The 15796-nt window shown below is 66.0% G+C and carries 13 protein-coding genes and 1 tRNA gene; 3 read left to right on the forward strand and 11 right to left on the reverse strand.

Going from position 1 to position 15796, the window contains the following annotated elements; all coding sequences use genetic code 11:
- Positions 1-157 precede the first annotated feature (157 nt).
- Positions 158-1777 carry a hypothetical protein gene (locus sphsw_RS00840; protein WP_031438961.1) on the reverse strand — a complete coding sequence of 540 codons (1620 nt, stop codon included), beginning with the start codon at positions 1775-1777 and terminating at the stop codon, positions 158-160.
- 327 nt (positions 1778-2104) lie between these two features.
- Here sphsw_RS00840 and sphsw_RS00845 point away from each other — a divergent pair, with 327 nt between their 5' ends.
- The gene (locus sphsw_RS00845; protein WP_031396424.1) at positions 2105-2440 is read left to right on the forward strand and encodes a DUF6481 family protein; all 336 of its coding nucleotides are present in this window, start codon (positions 2105-2107) and stop codon (positions 2438-2440) included.
- Between the two features lie 277 nt (positions 2441-2717).
- On the opposite strand, the gene ahpF is transcribed toward sphsw_RS00845, so the two are convergent.
- The 5 genes from ahpF to lon form a co-directional block, all read right to left on the reverse strand.
- Positions 2718-4301 (reverse strand): alkyl hydroperoxide reductase subunit F, encoded by a 1584-nt coding sequence (gene ahpF / locus sphsw_RS00850; protein WP_031438962.1) that lies wholly within the window; start codon positions 4299-4301, stop codon positions 2718-2720.
- Between the two features lie 207 nt (positions 4302-4508).
- Positions 4509-5072, reverse strand: a complete 564-nt coding sequence (ahpC, locus tag sphsw_RS00855) for an alkyl hydroperoxide reductase subunit C (RefSeq protein ID WP_031396422.1) — start codon at positions 5070-5072, stop codon at positions 4509-4511.
- A gap of 188 nt (positions 5073-5260) precedes the next feature.
- Positions 5261-5335: transfer RNA gene (locus sphsw_RS00860), tRNA-Val, on the reverse strand.
- 73 nt (positions 5336-5408) lie between these two features.
- Positions 5409-5681 (reverse strand): HU family DNA-binding protein, encoded by a 273-nt coding sequence (locus tag sphsw_RS00865; RefSeq protein WP_031438963.1) that lies wholly within the window; start codon positions 5679-5681, stop codon positions 5409-5411.
- Positions 5682-5854: 173 nt separating this feature from the next.
- On the reverse strand, positions 5855-8248 hold the full coding sequence (lon, locus tag sphsw_RS00870; protein WP_031438964.1) for an endopeptidase La: 2394 nt from the start codon (positions 8246-8248) through the stop codon (positions 5855-5857).
- 198 nt (positions 8249-8446) lie between these two features.
- Here lon and sphsw_RS00875 point away from each other — a divergent pair, with 198 nt between their 5' ends.
- Both sphsw_RS00875 and sphsw_RS20165 read left to right on the forward strand, forming a co-directional pair.
- The gene (locus tag sphsw_RS00875; protein WP_042466259.1) at positions 8447-10183 is read left to right on the forward strand and encodes a M1 family metallopeptidase; all 1737 of its coding nucleotides are present in this window, start codon (positions 8447-8449) and stop codon (positions 10181-10183) included.
- The gene (locus sphsw_RS20165) at positions 10180-10500 is read left to right on the forward strand and encodes a hypothetical protein (protein WP_235188234.1); all 321 of its coding nucleotides are present in this window, start codon (positions 10180-10182) and stop codon (positions 10498-10500) included. Before sphsw_RS00875 ends, sphsw_RS20165 begins: the two co-directional genes overlap by 4 nt.
- A gap of 30 nt (positions 10501-10530) precedes the next feature.
- Here sphsw_RS20165 and sphsw_RS00885 read toward each other — a convergent pair whose 3' ends face one another.
- The 5 genes from sphsw_RS00885 to sphsw_RS00905 all read right to left on the reverse strand — a co-directional run bounded on the left by sphsw_RS00885 (position 10531) and on the right by sphsw_RS00905 (position 15735).
- Positions 10531-11166, reverse strand: coding sequence for a DUF4198 domain-containing protein (locus tag sphsw_RS00885; RefSeq protein WP_235188235.1), 636 nt, complete (start codon positions 11164-11166; stop codon positions 10531-10533).
- Positions 11167-11293: 127 nt separating this feature from the next.
- Positions 11294-12424 (reverse strand): calcium:proton antiporter, encoded by a 1131-nt coding sequence (locus sphsw_RS00890; protein WP_200873997.1) that lies wholly within the window; start codon positions 12422-12424, stop codon positions 11294-11296.
- Positions 12425-12630: 206 nt separating this feature from the next.
- Positions 12631-13896, reverse strand: a complete 1266-nt coding sequence (clpX, locus tag sphsw_RS00895) for an ATP-dependent Clp protease ATP-binding subunit ClpX (protein ID WP_031396414.1) — start codon at positions 13894-13896, stop codon at positions 12631-12633.
- Positions 13897-14004: 108 nt separating this feature from the next.
- Positions 14005-14694 (reverse strand): ATP-dependent Clp protease proteolytic subunit, encoded by a 690-nt coding sequence (locus sphsw_RS00900; protein ID WP_031396413.1) that lies wholly within the window; start codon positions 14692-14694, stop codon positions 14005-14007.
- A gap of 114 nt (positions 14695-14808) precedes the next feature.
- Positions 14809-15735, reverse strand: a complete 927-nt coding sequence (locus sphsw_RS00905) for a glycosyltransferase family 2 protein (RefSeq protein WP_031438969.1) — start codon at positions 15733-15735, stop codon at positions 14809-14811.
- Positions 15736-15796: the final 61 nt, after the last annotated feature.

A 15796-nucleotide genomic window follows, 5' to 3' on the forward strand; every position in this document is an offset into this window, starting at 1 on the left:
GCGGGCGCGACCAGCGTCGAGGTGAGGAGGAGCAGTGTTCCGTAGGCGCGGCGCTTGGACATGGCCTGTAATCCCGATTCGTAAAGTCATAGGCGAATGCCGGGACGGTCCCCCAAGGACCGCCCCGGCATCACGGCGCATTCAATTGGCGCCCGCCTCAGCGGCCCTGGCAGGCGAAGTAGACCGAGCTGAACGCGGGCGGTCCGACGTCCTGCAGCGCGGCATCCGCCGGCCGGACCGTCGTGCGGCCGCCCGTCGTCTGCTCGCCCGCGATCATGTTGACGCAGGCGACGTTCGCCGGGGTCTTCACCACGCCGTTGACGAAGGTCATGTCCGCACCACCACGCAGGCGGATCGCGGCCGGGGCCAGCGCGGTCTGGATGAAGGTGAAGTTGGCGTAGCGGCCGAACGTGCGCGGCAGCAGGTCCTCGGCATTGTTCGAATCGATCTCGGTCGAGAAGGAGTCGGCGGTCGCACCGAGCGTGCGCTGGGCGGCGATCATGAACTGGATGAAGCCGCGATAGCCATTGTCGATATCGAAGCCGTCATCGTCCGCGCCGGTGATCGCGATATACTTCAGGTTGCTCGTGCCGCCGAAGATCTCGATGCCGTCATCCGCCGAATTGTGGCTCTGGATGTGGTTGAGCGTGGTGCCCGAGCCGGTGCCGCCGAGCGTCAGGCCCTGAAGCTCGTTGCCGTCGCTGATCGCGATGCCGCTGTAGCGGATCTGGACGTACTGCATCGTGCCGCTGCTGTCGGCGGCCGTCGGGCCGCCATAGAAGCGCCCGGTGACACCCTCGATCGCCTGCTGGCAGGTCGTGCTGCTGCCGGCGGCATTGTTCGGGCCGGTGCCGGTGGCGCAGACCGCGACCGGTGCGCGGCCGAGCATGACGATCCCGCCCCACTGGCCCTGCGTCGCGTCGCTGACGCCGTTCGACGCCAGGTTCTGCTGCGAGGTGAAGACGATCGGCGCGGTGGCGGTGCCGACCGCGTTGATCTTCGACCCGCGGTTGACGATCAGCAGGTCGTTGGTCGTCTCGCTCGAATCCGCGGCGATCACGACGCCGGCCTCGATGTTGAGGATCGCGCCATTGTCCGCACCGGTCGTGCCGACATCGGTGCCGATTTCGGTCTGGCCGCGCAGGCGATAGAAGACGCCCGCAATCTTCGGCAGCGTCAGCGTGCCGCTTATCACGGTCGGCAGACGGCAGGCGCGGAACGTCGCGACCAGGCCGTCATCGGTCGTGCCGGTCGGGCAGACGCTCGTCGCGGTGACCGCGCCGACCGAAGGCACCGCGGTGCAACGTGCGCCCGAGCCGCCGAATTCGGCCGAGGTCGAGTTGCAGGTCCAGCCCTGGAACGCGGTGTCGGTCGGGCCGTTGAGCGCGCCGACGAAGTTCGTGCTGGTGAAGAAGCTGTTGAGCGTCGACGGATCCATCGGCGTGGTGAGCGACGTCGCCGAGGTCGGATACAGGCCGTTCAGGCCGGTGCTGACGCCGCTGACATTGTTGTTCGTGCCGGCGTTGACGACCGCGAGCTGCTCGTCAGGCGTGATCGTGATGGTGTTGACCGTGGTCGGGGCGGCGAACTGTGCCGCGGTGATCGCGCTGGGCGTCGGCGTCGGCGTGGGGGTCGGCGTCGGGGTCGGCGTTGCCGGCGGGATCACGATGGTGCCCGCACCCGGCGACGCGACGCTGTCCGCGCCTCCGCATGCCGACAGCGCCGCACAGGCGGTGCTGGTCAGCAGGATAAGGCCGATGCGCTTGAAGCTGGTCATTCACGGAACTCCCGGTCGATCATTGATTGCGTGGATCGACTCGGGTCCCCCTGCCGATCTCTCAACGGCGGTTAGGCGGCGTAGATGACAGCGAGATGCGGTTTCGATGACGGCTGAGTGACGGCGGTGTTTCAGCAATGTGACACCGGGGCCGCGAGGTACGCGCTGAGCCGGGGCGGGACGACGACGGACGGTATCGCGGGGCCCGGGGTGCATCACCCCGCTTTCGCTGCGCGGCACAATGATTTAAGGGGCACGGACGCTAGCAAGGCCCTTATCCGGGCAATCCCGCGGATTTCACCGCGATTACAGGAATTTTCGACGAGTATGGCCTCTTTCAAGGACCCCGGTTTTCAGGAACGTACCGCCTCTGCGAACGACGCGAAGCTGAAGGCGCTCGAGAAACTGCGCGCCAAGCCTGCGATCGATCCGGCGGTCGCTGCCGAGCGCGCCGCCGCCCGCGCCGCCAAGGAGGAGGCCGAGCGCGCCAAGCGCCAGGCCAAGCGCGATGCCGAAGAGGAGGCCAAGGCTGCCAAGAAGGCCGCCGCCGCCGAAGCCGCAGCCCGCGCGCTCGAGGCCGAAGCCAAGTCGCAAATGTCCGACGCCGACAAGAAGGCACTCCGCGACGCCAAATATGCGGCGCGCAAAGCCAAGAAGAAGTGAGGAAACGGCCGGGGAATTCTCCGGCCTTTTTTCTTTTGCGCTGGCGGGATTTTCGGCCGGCGCCTTGCCACACCGTCATCCTGACGAACGTCAGGACCCAGAGTCACACGCGCCACCGCCTGCAACTCTGGATCCTGGATCAAGTCCAGGATGACGAAGGCGGGTGACGCTTACCCCACACACCGTCATCCTGACGAACGTCAGGAGCGAGAGCCACGGACGCCAGCGCGCGTGACCCTGGGTCCCGGATGACGGACGGGGGAGAAGCCCCCCGCCCTCAGGCTGCGAGCGCGTCCTGCTCTTCGGGCGCGAGCCGGATCATGTAGTCGAATGCCGCCAGTGCCGCCTTCGAGCCTTCGCCCATCGCGATCACGATCTGCTTGAACGGCACCGTCGTCACGTCGCCGCCCGCGAACACGCCGGGGATCGACGTCTCGCCGCGGTGATCCACCTCGATCTCGCCGCGCATCGTCAGCGCGACCGTGTCGGTCAGCCATTCGGTGTTGGGCACCAGTCCGATCTGGACGAAGATTCCCTCGAGCTCGACCTGATGCAGCGTGTCGTGGTTGCGGTCCTTATAGCTGAGCCCCGTCACCTGCTTGCCGTCGCCGAGCACCTCGGTGGTCATCGCCGAGGTGACGACCTTGACGTTGGGCAGGCTGGCGAGCTTGCGCTGGAGCACCGCGTCCGCACGCAGGTCGCTGTCGAACTCGATCAGCGTGACATGCGCGACGAGGCCCGCCAGGTCGATCGCCGCCTCGACGCCGCTATTGCCGCCGCCGATCACCGCGACGCGCTTGCCCTTGAACAGCGGGCCGTCGCAATGCGGGCAATAGGTCACGCCCTTGTTGCGATACGCCTCCTCGCCCGGCACGTTCATCTGGCGCCAGCGCGCACCGGTCGACAGGATCACGGTCCGCGCCTTCAGCGACGCGCCGCTCGCAAGCTCCACCTCGTGCAGGCCGCCGACCTGGGTCGCAGGGATCAGCTTGCTGGCGGTCTGCAGGTTCATCACGTCGACGCCATATTCGGCGACATGCTGCTCCATGTGCGCGACGAGCTTGGGCCCCTCGGTATGCGCGACCGAGATGAAGTTCTCGATCGACATGGTGTCGAGCACCTGGCCGCCGAAGCGCTCTGCCGCTATTCCGGTGCGGATGCCCTTGCGCGCGGCATAGATCGCCGCTGCCGCACCGGCGGGGCCGCCACCGACGACGAGCACGTCGAACGGATCCTTGCCCGCGATCTTCTCCGCCGCGCGCGCGGTGCTGCCCGTGTCGAGCTTCGCGACGACCTGCTCGACGCTCATCCGGCCTTGCGCGAACGGCTCGCCGTTGAGGAAGATCGCCGGCACCGACAGGATGTTGCGGTTCGTGACCTCGTCCTGGAACACGCCGCCCTCGATCGCGACATGGCTGATCCGCGGGTTGATCACGCTCATCAGGTTCAGCGCCTGGACCACCTCTGGGCAGTTCTGGCAGCTGAGCGAGAAATAGGTCTCGAACGCGAAATCGCCGTCGAGCCCGCGGACCTGCTCGATCACCCCCTGCGTCAGCTTCGACGGATGCCCGCCGACCTGAAGCAGTGCGAGCACCAGCGAAGTGAACTCATGCCCCATCGGGATGCCGGCGAAGCGCACGCCGATATCGGTCCCGGCGCGGCGGATCATGAAGGACGGGCGGCGCTTGTCGTCGTCCTTGCGGACCATCGTCACCGAATCGGACAGCGCGGCGATCTCGGTCAGCAGGCCCTCGAGCTCGCGCGACTTGGCGCCGTCGTCGAGCGAGGCGACGAGTTCGATCGGCTTGACGATGTTCGCCAGATAGGTCTTGAGCTGCGCGGTAAGGTTCACATCGAGCACGGACGCTCTCCTGTCTGATGAAAGGGACGCGCGGCAGGCTGCCGTCGCGAAAATCGTCACCCCGGACCGGGTCCGGGGTCCACCGTGCCGCACGACACCGGATGTCATGCGGCAGGGTGGCTGCCGGACCGAAGTCCGGCAGGCCGGGGAAGGAGCGAACCCCTCCCCCTTGGGTGACGAAGCCGGGCGACCGGTTCCGTCAGCGGCTCAGATCTTGCCGACGAGATCGAGCGACGGGGCGAGCGTGGTCTCACCCTCTTCCCACTTGGCGGGGCAGACCTCGCCGGGGTGCGCTGCGATATACTGTGCGGCCTTGACCTTGCGCAGCAGCTCCATCGCGTTGCGGCCGACGCCTTCCGAGGTGATCTCCATCAGCTGGATCACACCCTGCGGATCGACGACGAAGGTGCCGCGATCGGCCAGGCCCTGGCCTTCGCGCATCACGTCGAAGTTGCGCGTGATGGTGCCCGACGGATCGCCCAGCATCGTGTAATCGATCTTGCCGATCGCCGGCGACGTGTCGTGCCAGGCCTTGTGCGAGAAATGGGTGTCGGTCGACACGCTGTAGACCTCGACGCCCATCTTCTGGAACGCGGCATAATTGTCGGCCAGATCCTCGAGCTCGGTCGGGCAGACGAACGTGAAATCGGCCGGGTAGAAGAAGAAGACCGCCCACTTGCCCGTGACGTCGGCGTCCGACACCTCGATGAACTTGCCCTGGCGATAGGCCTGGGTGGTGAACGGCTTCAGCTGGGTGCCGATGATCGACATGGGGTAGCTCCTTAGAATTGTGCGACGCATCATATATGGGATGCTGCGGCGCAGCGTGAAATGCAGAATGCCGATCTAGTACATTCACGCAGTCGATCATAGAAGCGCCAAAGATCGACTAAGGCACTGAAAGAACCCCGAAAACAGAAACGCCGGCCCGCTCGCAATGGAGAGGACCGGCGTAAATCTGGTGGGCGCGACAGGGATTGAACCTGTGACCCCACCCGTGTGAAGGGTGTGCTCTACCGCTGAGCTACGCGCCCGAAACTGGTTCGGAAGCGGGCCTTTAAGCGCGGTATGCCGCGCTGTCCAGCCCTGTCGGTCATGATCGGTCGATCAGTTGACCGAATCCTTCAGCCCCTTGCCCGCCTTGAACTTGGGCTGGGTCGATGCCTTGATCGTCATCGGCTCACCGGTGCGCGGGTTGCGTCCCGTCGAGGCCTTGCGCTTCGAGACCGAGAAGGTGCCGAACCCGACCAGCCGGACTTCCTCGCCCTTTTTCAGCGCGGCCGAAATCGCGTCGAAAACGGCTTCGACGGCCTTGACCGCATCGCCCTTGACCAGCCCCGACGTGTCCGCGACCGTCGCGATCAGTTCCTGCTTGTTCATACAGTTAATCCCCCAAACAAATACCGAATCGGCAGCGATGGAATCGCGGCGCCAATCTCCAGGCAGTAACGCGGCGGTATCGTCTGCTGTCAAACGAAACCGCCGCGCGATGCTCTAACCGCGCGGTTCGGTATCGGCCATCGTGACGCGGCGAAATACCGCGCCGGATGCGCTCAGTGGTGAAGACCACCCCCGACCGGCGGGATCGGCGCGGGCGGCAAGGCCGCCAGTTCGTCCGCATCGGTCCACTCGATCGCCTCGAGCGGCTCGGTCAGGGCAAGCCGCAAAACCTCGTCGACATGGCTGACGGGGATGATCTTCAGCCCCTCCTTGATGTTCGCCGGAATGTCCGCGAGGTCCTTCTCGTTCTCCTGCGGGATGAGCACGGTGGTGATCCCGCCGCGCAGCGCCGCGAGCAGCTTTTCCTTCAGCCCGCCGATCGGCAGCACGCGACCGCGCAGCGTCACCTCGCCGGTCATCGCCACCTCACGCCGCACCGGCACGCCGGTCATCGTCGAGACGATCGACGTGACGATCCCGACACCCGCCGACGGACCGTCCTTGGGCGTCGCGCCTTCGGGCAGATGGATGTGGATGTCCTTGCGGTTGAACAGCGACGGCTTGATGCCATAGCTCGGCGCGCGTGCCTTGACGTAGCTGAACGCGGTCTCGATCGATTCCTTCATCACGTCGCCGAGCGTCCCCGTCAGCTTCGCTGCGCCCTTGCCCGACACGGTGACGCTTTCGATCGTCAGCAATTCGCCGCCGACCTCGGTCCAGGCAAGCCCGGTGACCGCGCCGATCTGGTTCTCCGTCTCGGACAGGCCGTGGCGATATTTCTGCACGCCTGCGAACTCGGCGATGTTGTCTGGCGTGATCGTCACGCTCGTCGCCTTGCCCTCGAGGATCCGGCGCAGCGCCTTGCGCGCGAGCTTGGCGATCTCGCGCTCGAGCGTACGCACGCCCGCCTCGCGGGTATATTGCTGGATCAACGTGCGCAGGCCCTCCTGCGTCAGGACGAACTCGCCGTCCTTCAGGCCGTGCGCCTCGATCTGCTTGGCGATCAGATGCCGCTCGGCAATCTCGACCTTCTCGTCCTCGGTATAGCCCTCGAGACGGATGATCTCCATCCGGTCGAGCAGCGCCTGGGGGAGGTTGAGCGTGTTCGCGGTCGTCACGAACATCACGTCCGACAGATCGAGGTCGATCTCCAGATAATGATCCTGGAACTTGCCGTTCTGCTCGGGATCGAGGACCTCGAGCAGCGCCGACGCCGGGTCACCGCGGAAATCCTGGCCGAGCTTGTCGATCTCGTCGAGCAGGAACAGCGGGTTCGACGCACCCGCCTTTTTCAGGTTGGTGACAATCTTGCCCGGCAGCGAGCCGATATAGGTGCGACGATGCCCGCGGATCTCGGCTTCGTCGCGCACGCCGCCCAGCGACTGGCGGATGAACTCGCGCCCGGTCGCCTTGGCGATCGACTTGCCGAGCGAGGTCTTGCCGACGCCCGGAGGGCCGACGAGGCACAGGATCGGCCCCTTCAGCTTGTTGGTGCGCGCCTGGACCGCGAGATATTCGATGATCCGGTCCTTGACCTTCTCGAGCGCATAATGGTCCTCGTCGAGCACCGCCTGGGCCGCCGAGATGTCCTTCTTGATCTTCGACTTCTTGCCCCAAGGGAGCCCCAGCAGCACGTCGAGATAATTGCGCACGACGGTCGCCTCGGCGCTCATCGGCGCCATCGTCTTCAGCTTCTTGAGTTCGGCGGTCGCCTTCGAGCGCGCTTCCTTGCTCATCTTGAGCGTCGCGATCTTCTGAGTCAGCTCGGCGATCTCGTCGCCTTCACCCTCATCGCCCTCGTTGCCGAGCTCGCGCTGGATCGCCTTCAACTGCTCGTTGAGGTAATATTCGCGCTGCGTCTTCTCCATCTGGCGCTTGACGCGGCTCTTGATCTTCTTCTCGACCTGCAGGACGCCGAGCTCGCCCTCCATCGCCGCAAACGCCATTTCGAGGCGCTTGGCGGGGTCGGTCTGCATCAGCATCGCCTGCTTGTCGGCGACCTTGATCTGGATGTTGGCAACGACGGCATCGGACAGCCGGGCGGCCTCGGTGATCTCGGACAGCTGGGTCGCGGTCTCGGCGGGCAGCTTGCGGTTGAGCTTGGCGTAGTTCTCGAACTGGTCAACGACCGAGCGCATCAGCGCAGCGATCTCGGGACCCTCGACCTCGGCATCGGCGACCGTCGCGACTTCGGCGGTGAGGAAGTCACCACTCTCGTCGAGCGTCTCGAGCGTCGCGCGAACCTTGCCTTCGACCAGCACGCGTACCGTGCCGTCGGGCAGCTTGAGCAGCTGGAGCACGGTCGCGGTCACGCCCATCGTGTAGAGATCGTCGCGCGCGGGATCGTCCTCGGCCGGGTCGAGCTGCGCGACCAGGAAGATCTCCTTTTCTGCCGCCATCGCCGCCTCGAGCGCCGCGACCGATTTCTCGCGGCCGACGAACAGCGGAACGATCATGTGCGGAAACACGACGATGTCGCGTAGCGGAAGAACGGGATAGTGGGTCATGCAAGCTCCGGTACCGGACCGAACAAGGTCGGCGTCAGCTCATTATATGGTGAGGATGGCGGATCCATCAATCGCCGGGCTACGTAATCGCCGAAGCGCGGTCCGAACCGTGGCATAACGCAGTATCGTGCGGATTCCGTAACGCCCTTGTGCCGGCCGGACTTGTGTCGATCGGGCCACCGCGCGAGAACGCGCCGCATGATCCCGCGCCTCCTCCTCGCCGCCAGCTGCACCGCGCTGCTCGCCATCCCCCCGGCCTCCGCGCAGCTGCCGCGCAAGGGCGAACCCGCGATAACCGCGCAGACGCAGCGTTCGGGGGGCGTGCTCACCCCCGAACAGACCGCGCTGCAGTTCGACCATGCCGACCTTGCCTTCGAGGTGCTGCCCGATGCGCAGCGGCTGAACGGCGTCGCGACGCTGCGCTTCACCGCGCGTGCGCCGGTCGCGCGGCTGCCGATCGATCTCGACCGCAACCTGCCGGTGACCGCCATCGCGATCGATGGCGTCGCGCTGCCAGCCTCCGCCTGGACCAATCCGGAGGGGCGGCTGACGATCACGCTGCCCCGGCCGGTGCCGGCGGGCGGGAAGGTGAGCGCGACGATCACCTATGGCGGCACGCCGCATGTCGCGGTGAAGGCGCCGTGGGACGACGGGATGGTCTGGTCGAAGACCCCCGACGGGCGCACCTGGTTCGCGACCACCGCGGAGGGCTATGGCTGCGACCTGTTCTGGCCGTGCCTCGACTTCCCGACCGGCGAGCCTGCGCTGGTCGATCTCCACATCACCGTACCCAAGAGGCTGAAGGCGCCGTCGAACGGCGTGCTGGTGGGCGTCGACACGTTCGCCGACGGTCGCACAACCTGGAACTGGCGCGCGAAGCACCCCAACACATACGGCATCGCGCTGAATGTCGGGCCGTATGAGGAGGTCCGCGGCACCTATAAGAGCCGCTTCGGCAACAGCATTCCGATGTTTTACTGGTATCTGCCCGGCGAGAAGCCGCAGGCGGAAAAGCTGTTCGCCGAATTCGCCCCGACGCTCGACTTTTTCGAGAGCATGATCGGCCCCTACCCGTTCGGCGACGAGAAGCTGGGCGTCGTCGAGACGCCGCACAAGGGCATGGAGCACCAGACGATCAACGCGTACGGCAACGACTATGCCAAGGCGCCCGAGGGGTTCGACTGGCTGTTCCAGCACGAGTTCGCGCATGAATGGTTCGGCAATCAGCTGACCGCCGCCAACTGGGACGATTACTGGCTGCATGAGGGCTATGGCACCTATATGCAGCCGCTCTACGGCCAGTGGCGTGAGGGGCGCGCGCGCTATGCGACGATGCTGCAGGGTGAGCGCGGGGCGATCATGAACCGCATGCCGATGACCCAGCAGCGGATCACCACCGAGGAGGAGGTGTACGAGCTCGACAAGGGCGGCGCCGGACAGGACATCTACAACAAGGGGTCGTGGATGTTGCACACGCTGCGCGGCTTGATCGGCGACACCGCCTTTTTCGACGTGACGCGCCGCGCGGTCTATGGCCGCCCCGATCCGAAGCCCGGCAACTTCACCCCCCGCTTCGGCTCGACCAAGGAGTATGAGGCGATCGTCCGCCGCGTCACCGGCAAGGATTATGGCTGGTTCTTCGACGTGTATCTCCGCCAGGCGGCGCTGCCCGAGCTGATCGAGACGCGCACCGGCACCATGCTGACGCTGGCGTGGAAGGTGCCGGGCAATGGCCGCTTCCCGCTGCCGGTCGAGGTTCAGATCGACGGCAAGACCCGGACGCTGCCGATGACGACGGGCACCGCGACGCTCGCCGTGCCGAAGGGCGCGCATGTCGTGATCGACCCCGATGCGCTGGTCCTGCGCCGGAGCATCGCGCTCGAGGAGGTGGCCGCATGGAAATCCGCACAGGCAGCGAAGGCGAAACCGCAATGACCGACGCGTCCCCGGTCCCTCGCGAAAGCGGAGGCCCAGCAGCCGCAACCGTCGCCGCGCCTGACCCTGGGCTCTTGCGTGCGCAGGAGAACCTGTGGCCCGCCCGCGCCGCGGAGATGGCGGCGATCTTCATGGTGGGCGACGGGCTGCTCGGGCTGCTCCAACCGCGGCGCCACGTCGATCTGTGGAAGGAGGACGCGCTCGGCACCGAGGCGCTGGTCCAGCCGTTCGTCGACCGCCCGGGCCGCCGCCGCCTCTATGCCGTCGTCCAGATCGCCGCGGGCCTTGCGCTCGCCGCCCGGCAACGCGCGCGCTGACGCGACCGGCGGCAAAGCTGGCGCGCGGTCTCAGGGGAGCGTGAAGCTGGTCGTCGTGATCCGGTGGAGCGTCGTCACGGGCCCGCGCGGCAGGCTGTGCTCGGTCATATCCTTGGCGGCGGCGGACAGCAGATAGCGGCCCTTCTCGACGAGCGGCGGTGTGATCGCACCTGCGCCATCGGTGACCAGCTCGGTCGAGACGCGCGTCGGCGAGATCAGCGTGACCTTCGCGCCCGCGACCGGCTTCCCCTCGCGCGTCAGGACGAAGCGCGTCCCGTTCGCGGTCGCGGGTGCGATCTCGAACGGCAATTTGGTGCGCGGATCGGCACGACCGGCGCGCGCGTAGTAGATGATGCCCTCGCGCTTGCCCGGATCGCCCCAGGGCGCGAACACGTCGTCGTCCCAGACATGCACGTCGCCCGCGGGCAGTTGCGCCTCGAGGAACCCGGCCTTGCGAACCAGCGCGGCTGCGGCTGGCGCGACGATTCGCGGGGCCTTCAGATTGGCGAATTCGGGATCGCCGCCTACGGGCATCGGTTCGGCGGGCTCGCCGAGATAGATCCGCGCGGGTCCTGCCCCGTCGCGCTCGACCCACACTTCATGCGCATCCGCCGCGCCTGCTGCCATCAGCGCGAGCATCGCTGCGCCCATCCATGCCGTCTTCACATCCGCTCTCCCGCTTATTGGGTCGAAACCCGCTGGGGCGATGCTAATGCAAGTCACTCGCGGATACCACCCCAGCCGTGATCCTGAAGAACGTCAGGATGACGGAGTGGGTGACGGATAAGCGCCCCTAGGGCACGACCGTCGTGAACAGATAGGCGGCGAAGATCACGAGGTGGAGGACGCCCTGCAGCACGGTCGTGCGTCCGGTGCCGAGCGACAGCGTCGCCACGAAAAGCGACAGCGCGAGCAGCGTCATCCCCTTGGCGTCGATCCCCAGCGCAAGCGGCAGGTCGAGCACCAGCGAGACGATCGCAACGCTCGGAATCGTCAGCCCGATCGTCGCCAGCGCGGAGCCGAGCGCGAGGTTGAGGCTGGTCTGCAACCGGTTGCGCCGCGCCGCCTTGTATGCGGCCAGGCTCTCGGGCGCGAGCACCAGCGCGGCGATCACCACCCCGACGACGGCGAGCGGCAGGCCCGCGCCGAGCACGGCGGCCTCGATCGTCGGCGACAGCGTCTTGGCAAGCAGGACGACCGACACCAGTGCGGCGAGCAGCATCCCGAACGCGATTCCCGTCGCGCGCTGCGATGGCGGGGCGGCGTGCGCGTGCGTCTCCATGTCGTCAGCCGAGGGCAGGAAATAGTCGCGGTGACGGACCGTCTGGACCAGCACGAACGTGCCGTAGAGCACCAGCGAGATGATCGCGACGAACACCAGCTGCGACGGCGCATAGGTCGGCCCGGTCGTCGACGAGGTGTAATTGGGCAGGATGAGCGACAGCACCGACATCGCCGCCAGCACGCCCAGCGCGGCGCTCATCCCCTTCAACGTGAAACGCTGTTCGTGATGCCGCACCGCGCCCGCGAGCAGGCAGAGCCCGATGATAAAGTTGAGGATGATCATGATCGCCGCGAACACCGTGTCGCGCGCGAGCGCCGCAGCGTCGCCGGCATCCGACAGCATCAGCGACACGATCAGCGACACCTCGATCACCGTCACGGCGATCGCGAGCACGAGCGTGCCGAACGGCTCGCCGACCTTATGCGCGATGACCTCGGCATGATGGACCGCGGCGAGTACGCTGGCGATTAGCACCACGATCGCCGCCGCCGTCCCGATCGACCCCATCTTGGCGAGGCCGAAGAGCACCGCGACGAGCCCCAGGCCGGGTGCGATCAGCGTCCAGACCGGCAATGCCAGCCGGTCCGGCATCGTCTCCACCACCGTTACCTTCGGTTGTTCAGCCACCTCGATCGTCATGCGGTCTCCCTCGTTGCACTAAGACAACGAATGCCCGACGCCCCGATAAGGGTCCGTCCCGCTGACGATCCACCGCCCACGCGGCCGCGAACGCACGCCCCGTCATCCTCACGTTTGTCAGGATGACGGACAATGAAGCGCCTTCCCGGAACAAAAAAAAGGGCGCCGATCGCTCGACGCCCCTTCCTCACCGGTATCGCCGCGGATCAGGCCGCGTCGCCGGCCTTCTTCTTCTCGGCATAGACGCGGATCGGTTCCTTGCGGCCCTCGATCACGTCCTTGTCGATCATCACCTCGTCGACGCCGTCCATGCCGGGCAGGTCGAACATCGTGTCGAGCAGGATGCTCTCGAGGATCGAGCGAAGCCCGCGTGCACCGGTCTTGCGCTCGATGCCCTTCTTGGCGACCGAGACGAGCGCGTCGTCGGTAAAGCCGAGCGCGACGTCCTCCATCTCGAACAGCTTCTGGTACTGCTTGACCAGCGCGTTCTTCGGCTCCTTCAGGATCTTCACCAGCGCGTCGACGTCGAGATCCTCGAGCGTTGCGATCACCGGCAGACGACCGACGAACTCGGGGATGAGCCCAAACTTGAGCAGATCCTCTGGCTCGACCGACTTCAGCGTCTCGCCGGTCTTGCGCTCGTCCGGTCCGGCGACATAGGCGCCGAAGCCGATCGACTTGCCCTGAAGGCGATCGCCGATGATCTTTTCGAGACCCGAAAATGCACCGCCGCAGATGAACAGGATGTTGGTTGTGTCCACCTGCAGGAATTCCTGCTGCGGATGCTTGCGACCGCCCTGCGGAGGAACGCTCGCCGTCGTGCCTTCCATAAGCTTGAGCAGCGCCTGCTGAACGCCCTCGCCCGACACATCGCGCGTGATCGAGGGGTTCTCCGCCTTGCGGCTGATCTTGTCGATCTCGTCGATATAGACGATCCCGCGCTGCGCCCGCTCGACATTGTAGTCGGAGGCCTGGAGCAGCTTGAGGATGATGTTCTCGACGTCCTCGCCGACATAGCCGGCCTCGGTCAGCGTCGTCGCGTCGGCCATCGTGAACGGCACGTCGAGGATGCGGGCGAGCGTCTGCGCGAGCAGCGTCTTGCCGCAACCCGTCGGCCCGACGAGCAGGATGTTCGACTTTGACAGCTCGACATCGGCACCCTTGGCGCCGTGGTTGAGCCGCTTGTAGTGATTGTGCACCGCCACCGACAGGACGCGCTTGGCGCGCTTCTGGCCGATCACATAATCGTCGAGGACGTCGCAGATCTCCTGCGGAGTCGGCACGCCGCCGTCCTTCTTGGACACCAGCGCCGACTTCGTTTCCTCACGGATGATGTCGTTGCATAGCTCGACGCACTCGTCGCAGATGAAGACCGTCGGCCCGGCGATCAGCTTGCGCACCTCGTGCTGCGACTTGCCGCAGAACGAGCAATAGAGGGTGCTCTTCGAGTCGCCACCGCTCAGCTTCGTCATTCAATCACCTCTCGCGCATGTCGGTGCGCGTGCCGTTTCCGGGGCGGTCATCGTAACGCACCCCGGATATCCTACAATCAAATAAACCCGCCAGGCTTACGATTCGCCTTATGCAGGCTTCGCCGCGTCGTCCGCGGGGGCGGGACGCTTGTCGAAAACCTCGTCGACCAGACCGAAATCCTTCGCCTCGTTCGCTTCGAGGAAGGTGTCGCGGTCCATGCGACGCTCGATCTCCTCGATCGGCTGACCCGTATACTGCGAATAGAGCTCGTTCATCCGCTTGCGGATGCGCAGGATCTCGCGCGCCTGGATCTCGATGTCGCTCGCCATGCCCTGTGCACCGCCCGATGGCTGATGGATCATGATACGCGCGTTGGTCATCGCGACGCGCATGCCGGGTTCACCGCTCGCGAGCAGGAAGCTGCCCATCGAGGCGGCCTGGCCGATGCACACCGTGCCGACGCGCGGACGGATATACCGCATCGTGTCATGGATCGCCATGCCCGCCGTGACGACACCGCCCGGCGAGTTGATGTACATGAAGATGTCCTTCTTCGGGTTCTCGGACTCGAGGAAGAGGAGCTGAGCGGTGATCAGCGAGGCCATGCCGTCCTCGACGCCGCCCGTCACGAAGATGATGCGCTCGCGGAGCAGGCGCGAGAAGATGTCGAACGAGCGCTCACCGCGGTTCGACTGCTCAATAACGATGGGAACAAGGCCTGCTTGCGTCTGCTGCAGGCCGAGCCCGGCGCTGGCCAACGGGCTCGCGAAATCGCCGGTCTCGAACGGATTGTGCATGGAAATCTCTCTTATGCCCCAGTGAACCGCCAACATCGGCGCTCGCACGGGGGAGTTCAAGCCCTGCTACCCGTCAGGAGAACCACCTACCCCCCGTCCCTCGGGGAGAGGGAGTCAGACGCCAGGCGCGGGGTAGGCCAGGTAGGCCAGCCGCCGAACCTCGCGGCGTCCGCGGACGACCGTGTCGAGGATCAGCCCCGTAAAGACGTTCAGCGCGGCAAAGATCCCGAGCCCGGTGATCAGGATCGCGGTCGGGAAGCGCGGCACCTGATGGATTTCGAGATAGGTCAGCACCAGCGGGATGCCGAGCAACAGCGCGAGCAGCGCGAACGCCCCGCCGATCGCGCCGAAGAACCACAAGGGCCGCTCGATCCGGTACAGCGTCATGATCGTCCGCAGGATCCGCCAGCCGTCGGCATAGGTGCTCAGCTTCGATTCGGACCCCTCGGGCCGCGCGAAATAGGGCGTCTCGACCTCGCCGATCGGCATCTTGAGTTCGAGCGCGTGGACGCTGATCTCGGTTTCGATCTCGAACCCCGCCGACAGCGACGGGAAGCTCTTCACGAACCGCCGCGAGAAGACGCGGTAGCCCGACAGGATATCGGTGAAGCTGCGCCCGAACAGCCGCGCGAGCATGCCGGTGAGCAGCGCGTTGCCGAACCGGTGCCCGCGGCGATAGCTTTCCTGGACCTGGCTGATCCGCGATCCGACGATCATGTCGAGCTGCTCGTCGAGCACGCGCGCGACCAAAGCCGGCGCGGACGCCGCGTCATAGGTCGCGTCACCGTCCGCCATCACATAGATATCGGCATCGATGTCCGCGAACATCCGCCGGACGACCGCGCCCTTGCCCTGGATCCGTTCGGTCCGGACGACGGCACCGGCTGCACGGGCGACCGCGACCGTCCGGTCGGCGCTGTTGTTGTCGTAGACGTAGATCGTCGCGCCGGGCAGCGCGGCGCGGAACCCCGCTACCGTCTGCGCGATCGCGGCCTCTTCGTTGTAGCAGGGCAGCAGGACGGCAATTCTCGGTTCGGTCATGCCCTGCCCTGTACAGTCGAAGACGGCGTAACGATCAACGCGTCTTCCAATCAACGCAAAT

Origin of the sequence: Sphingomonas sp. FUKUSWIS1 (assembly GCF_000733135.1) — a bacterium.
GTDB lineage: Bacteria > Pseudomonadota > Alphaproteobacteria > Sphingomonadales > Sphingomonadaceae > Sphingomonas > Sphingomonas aerolata.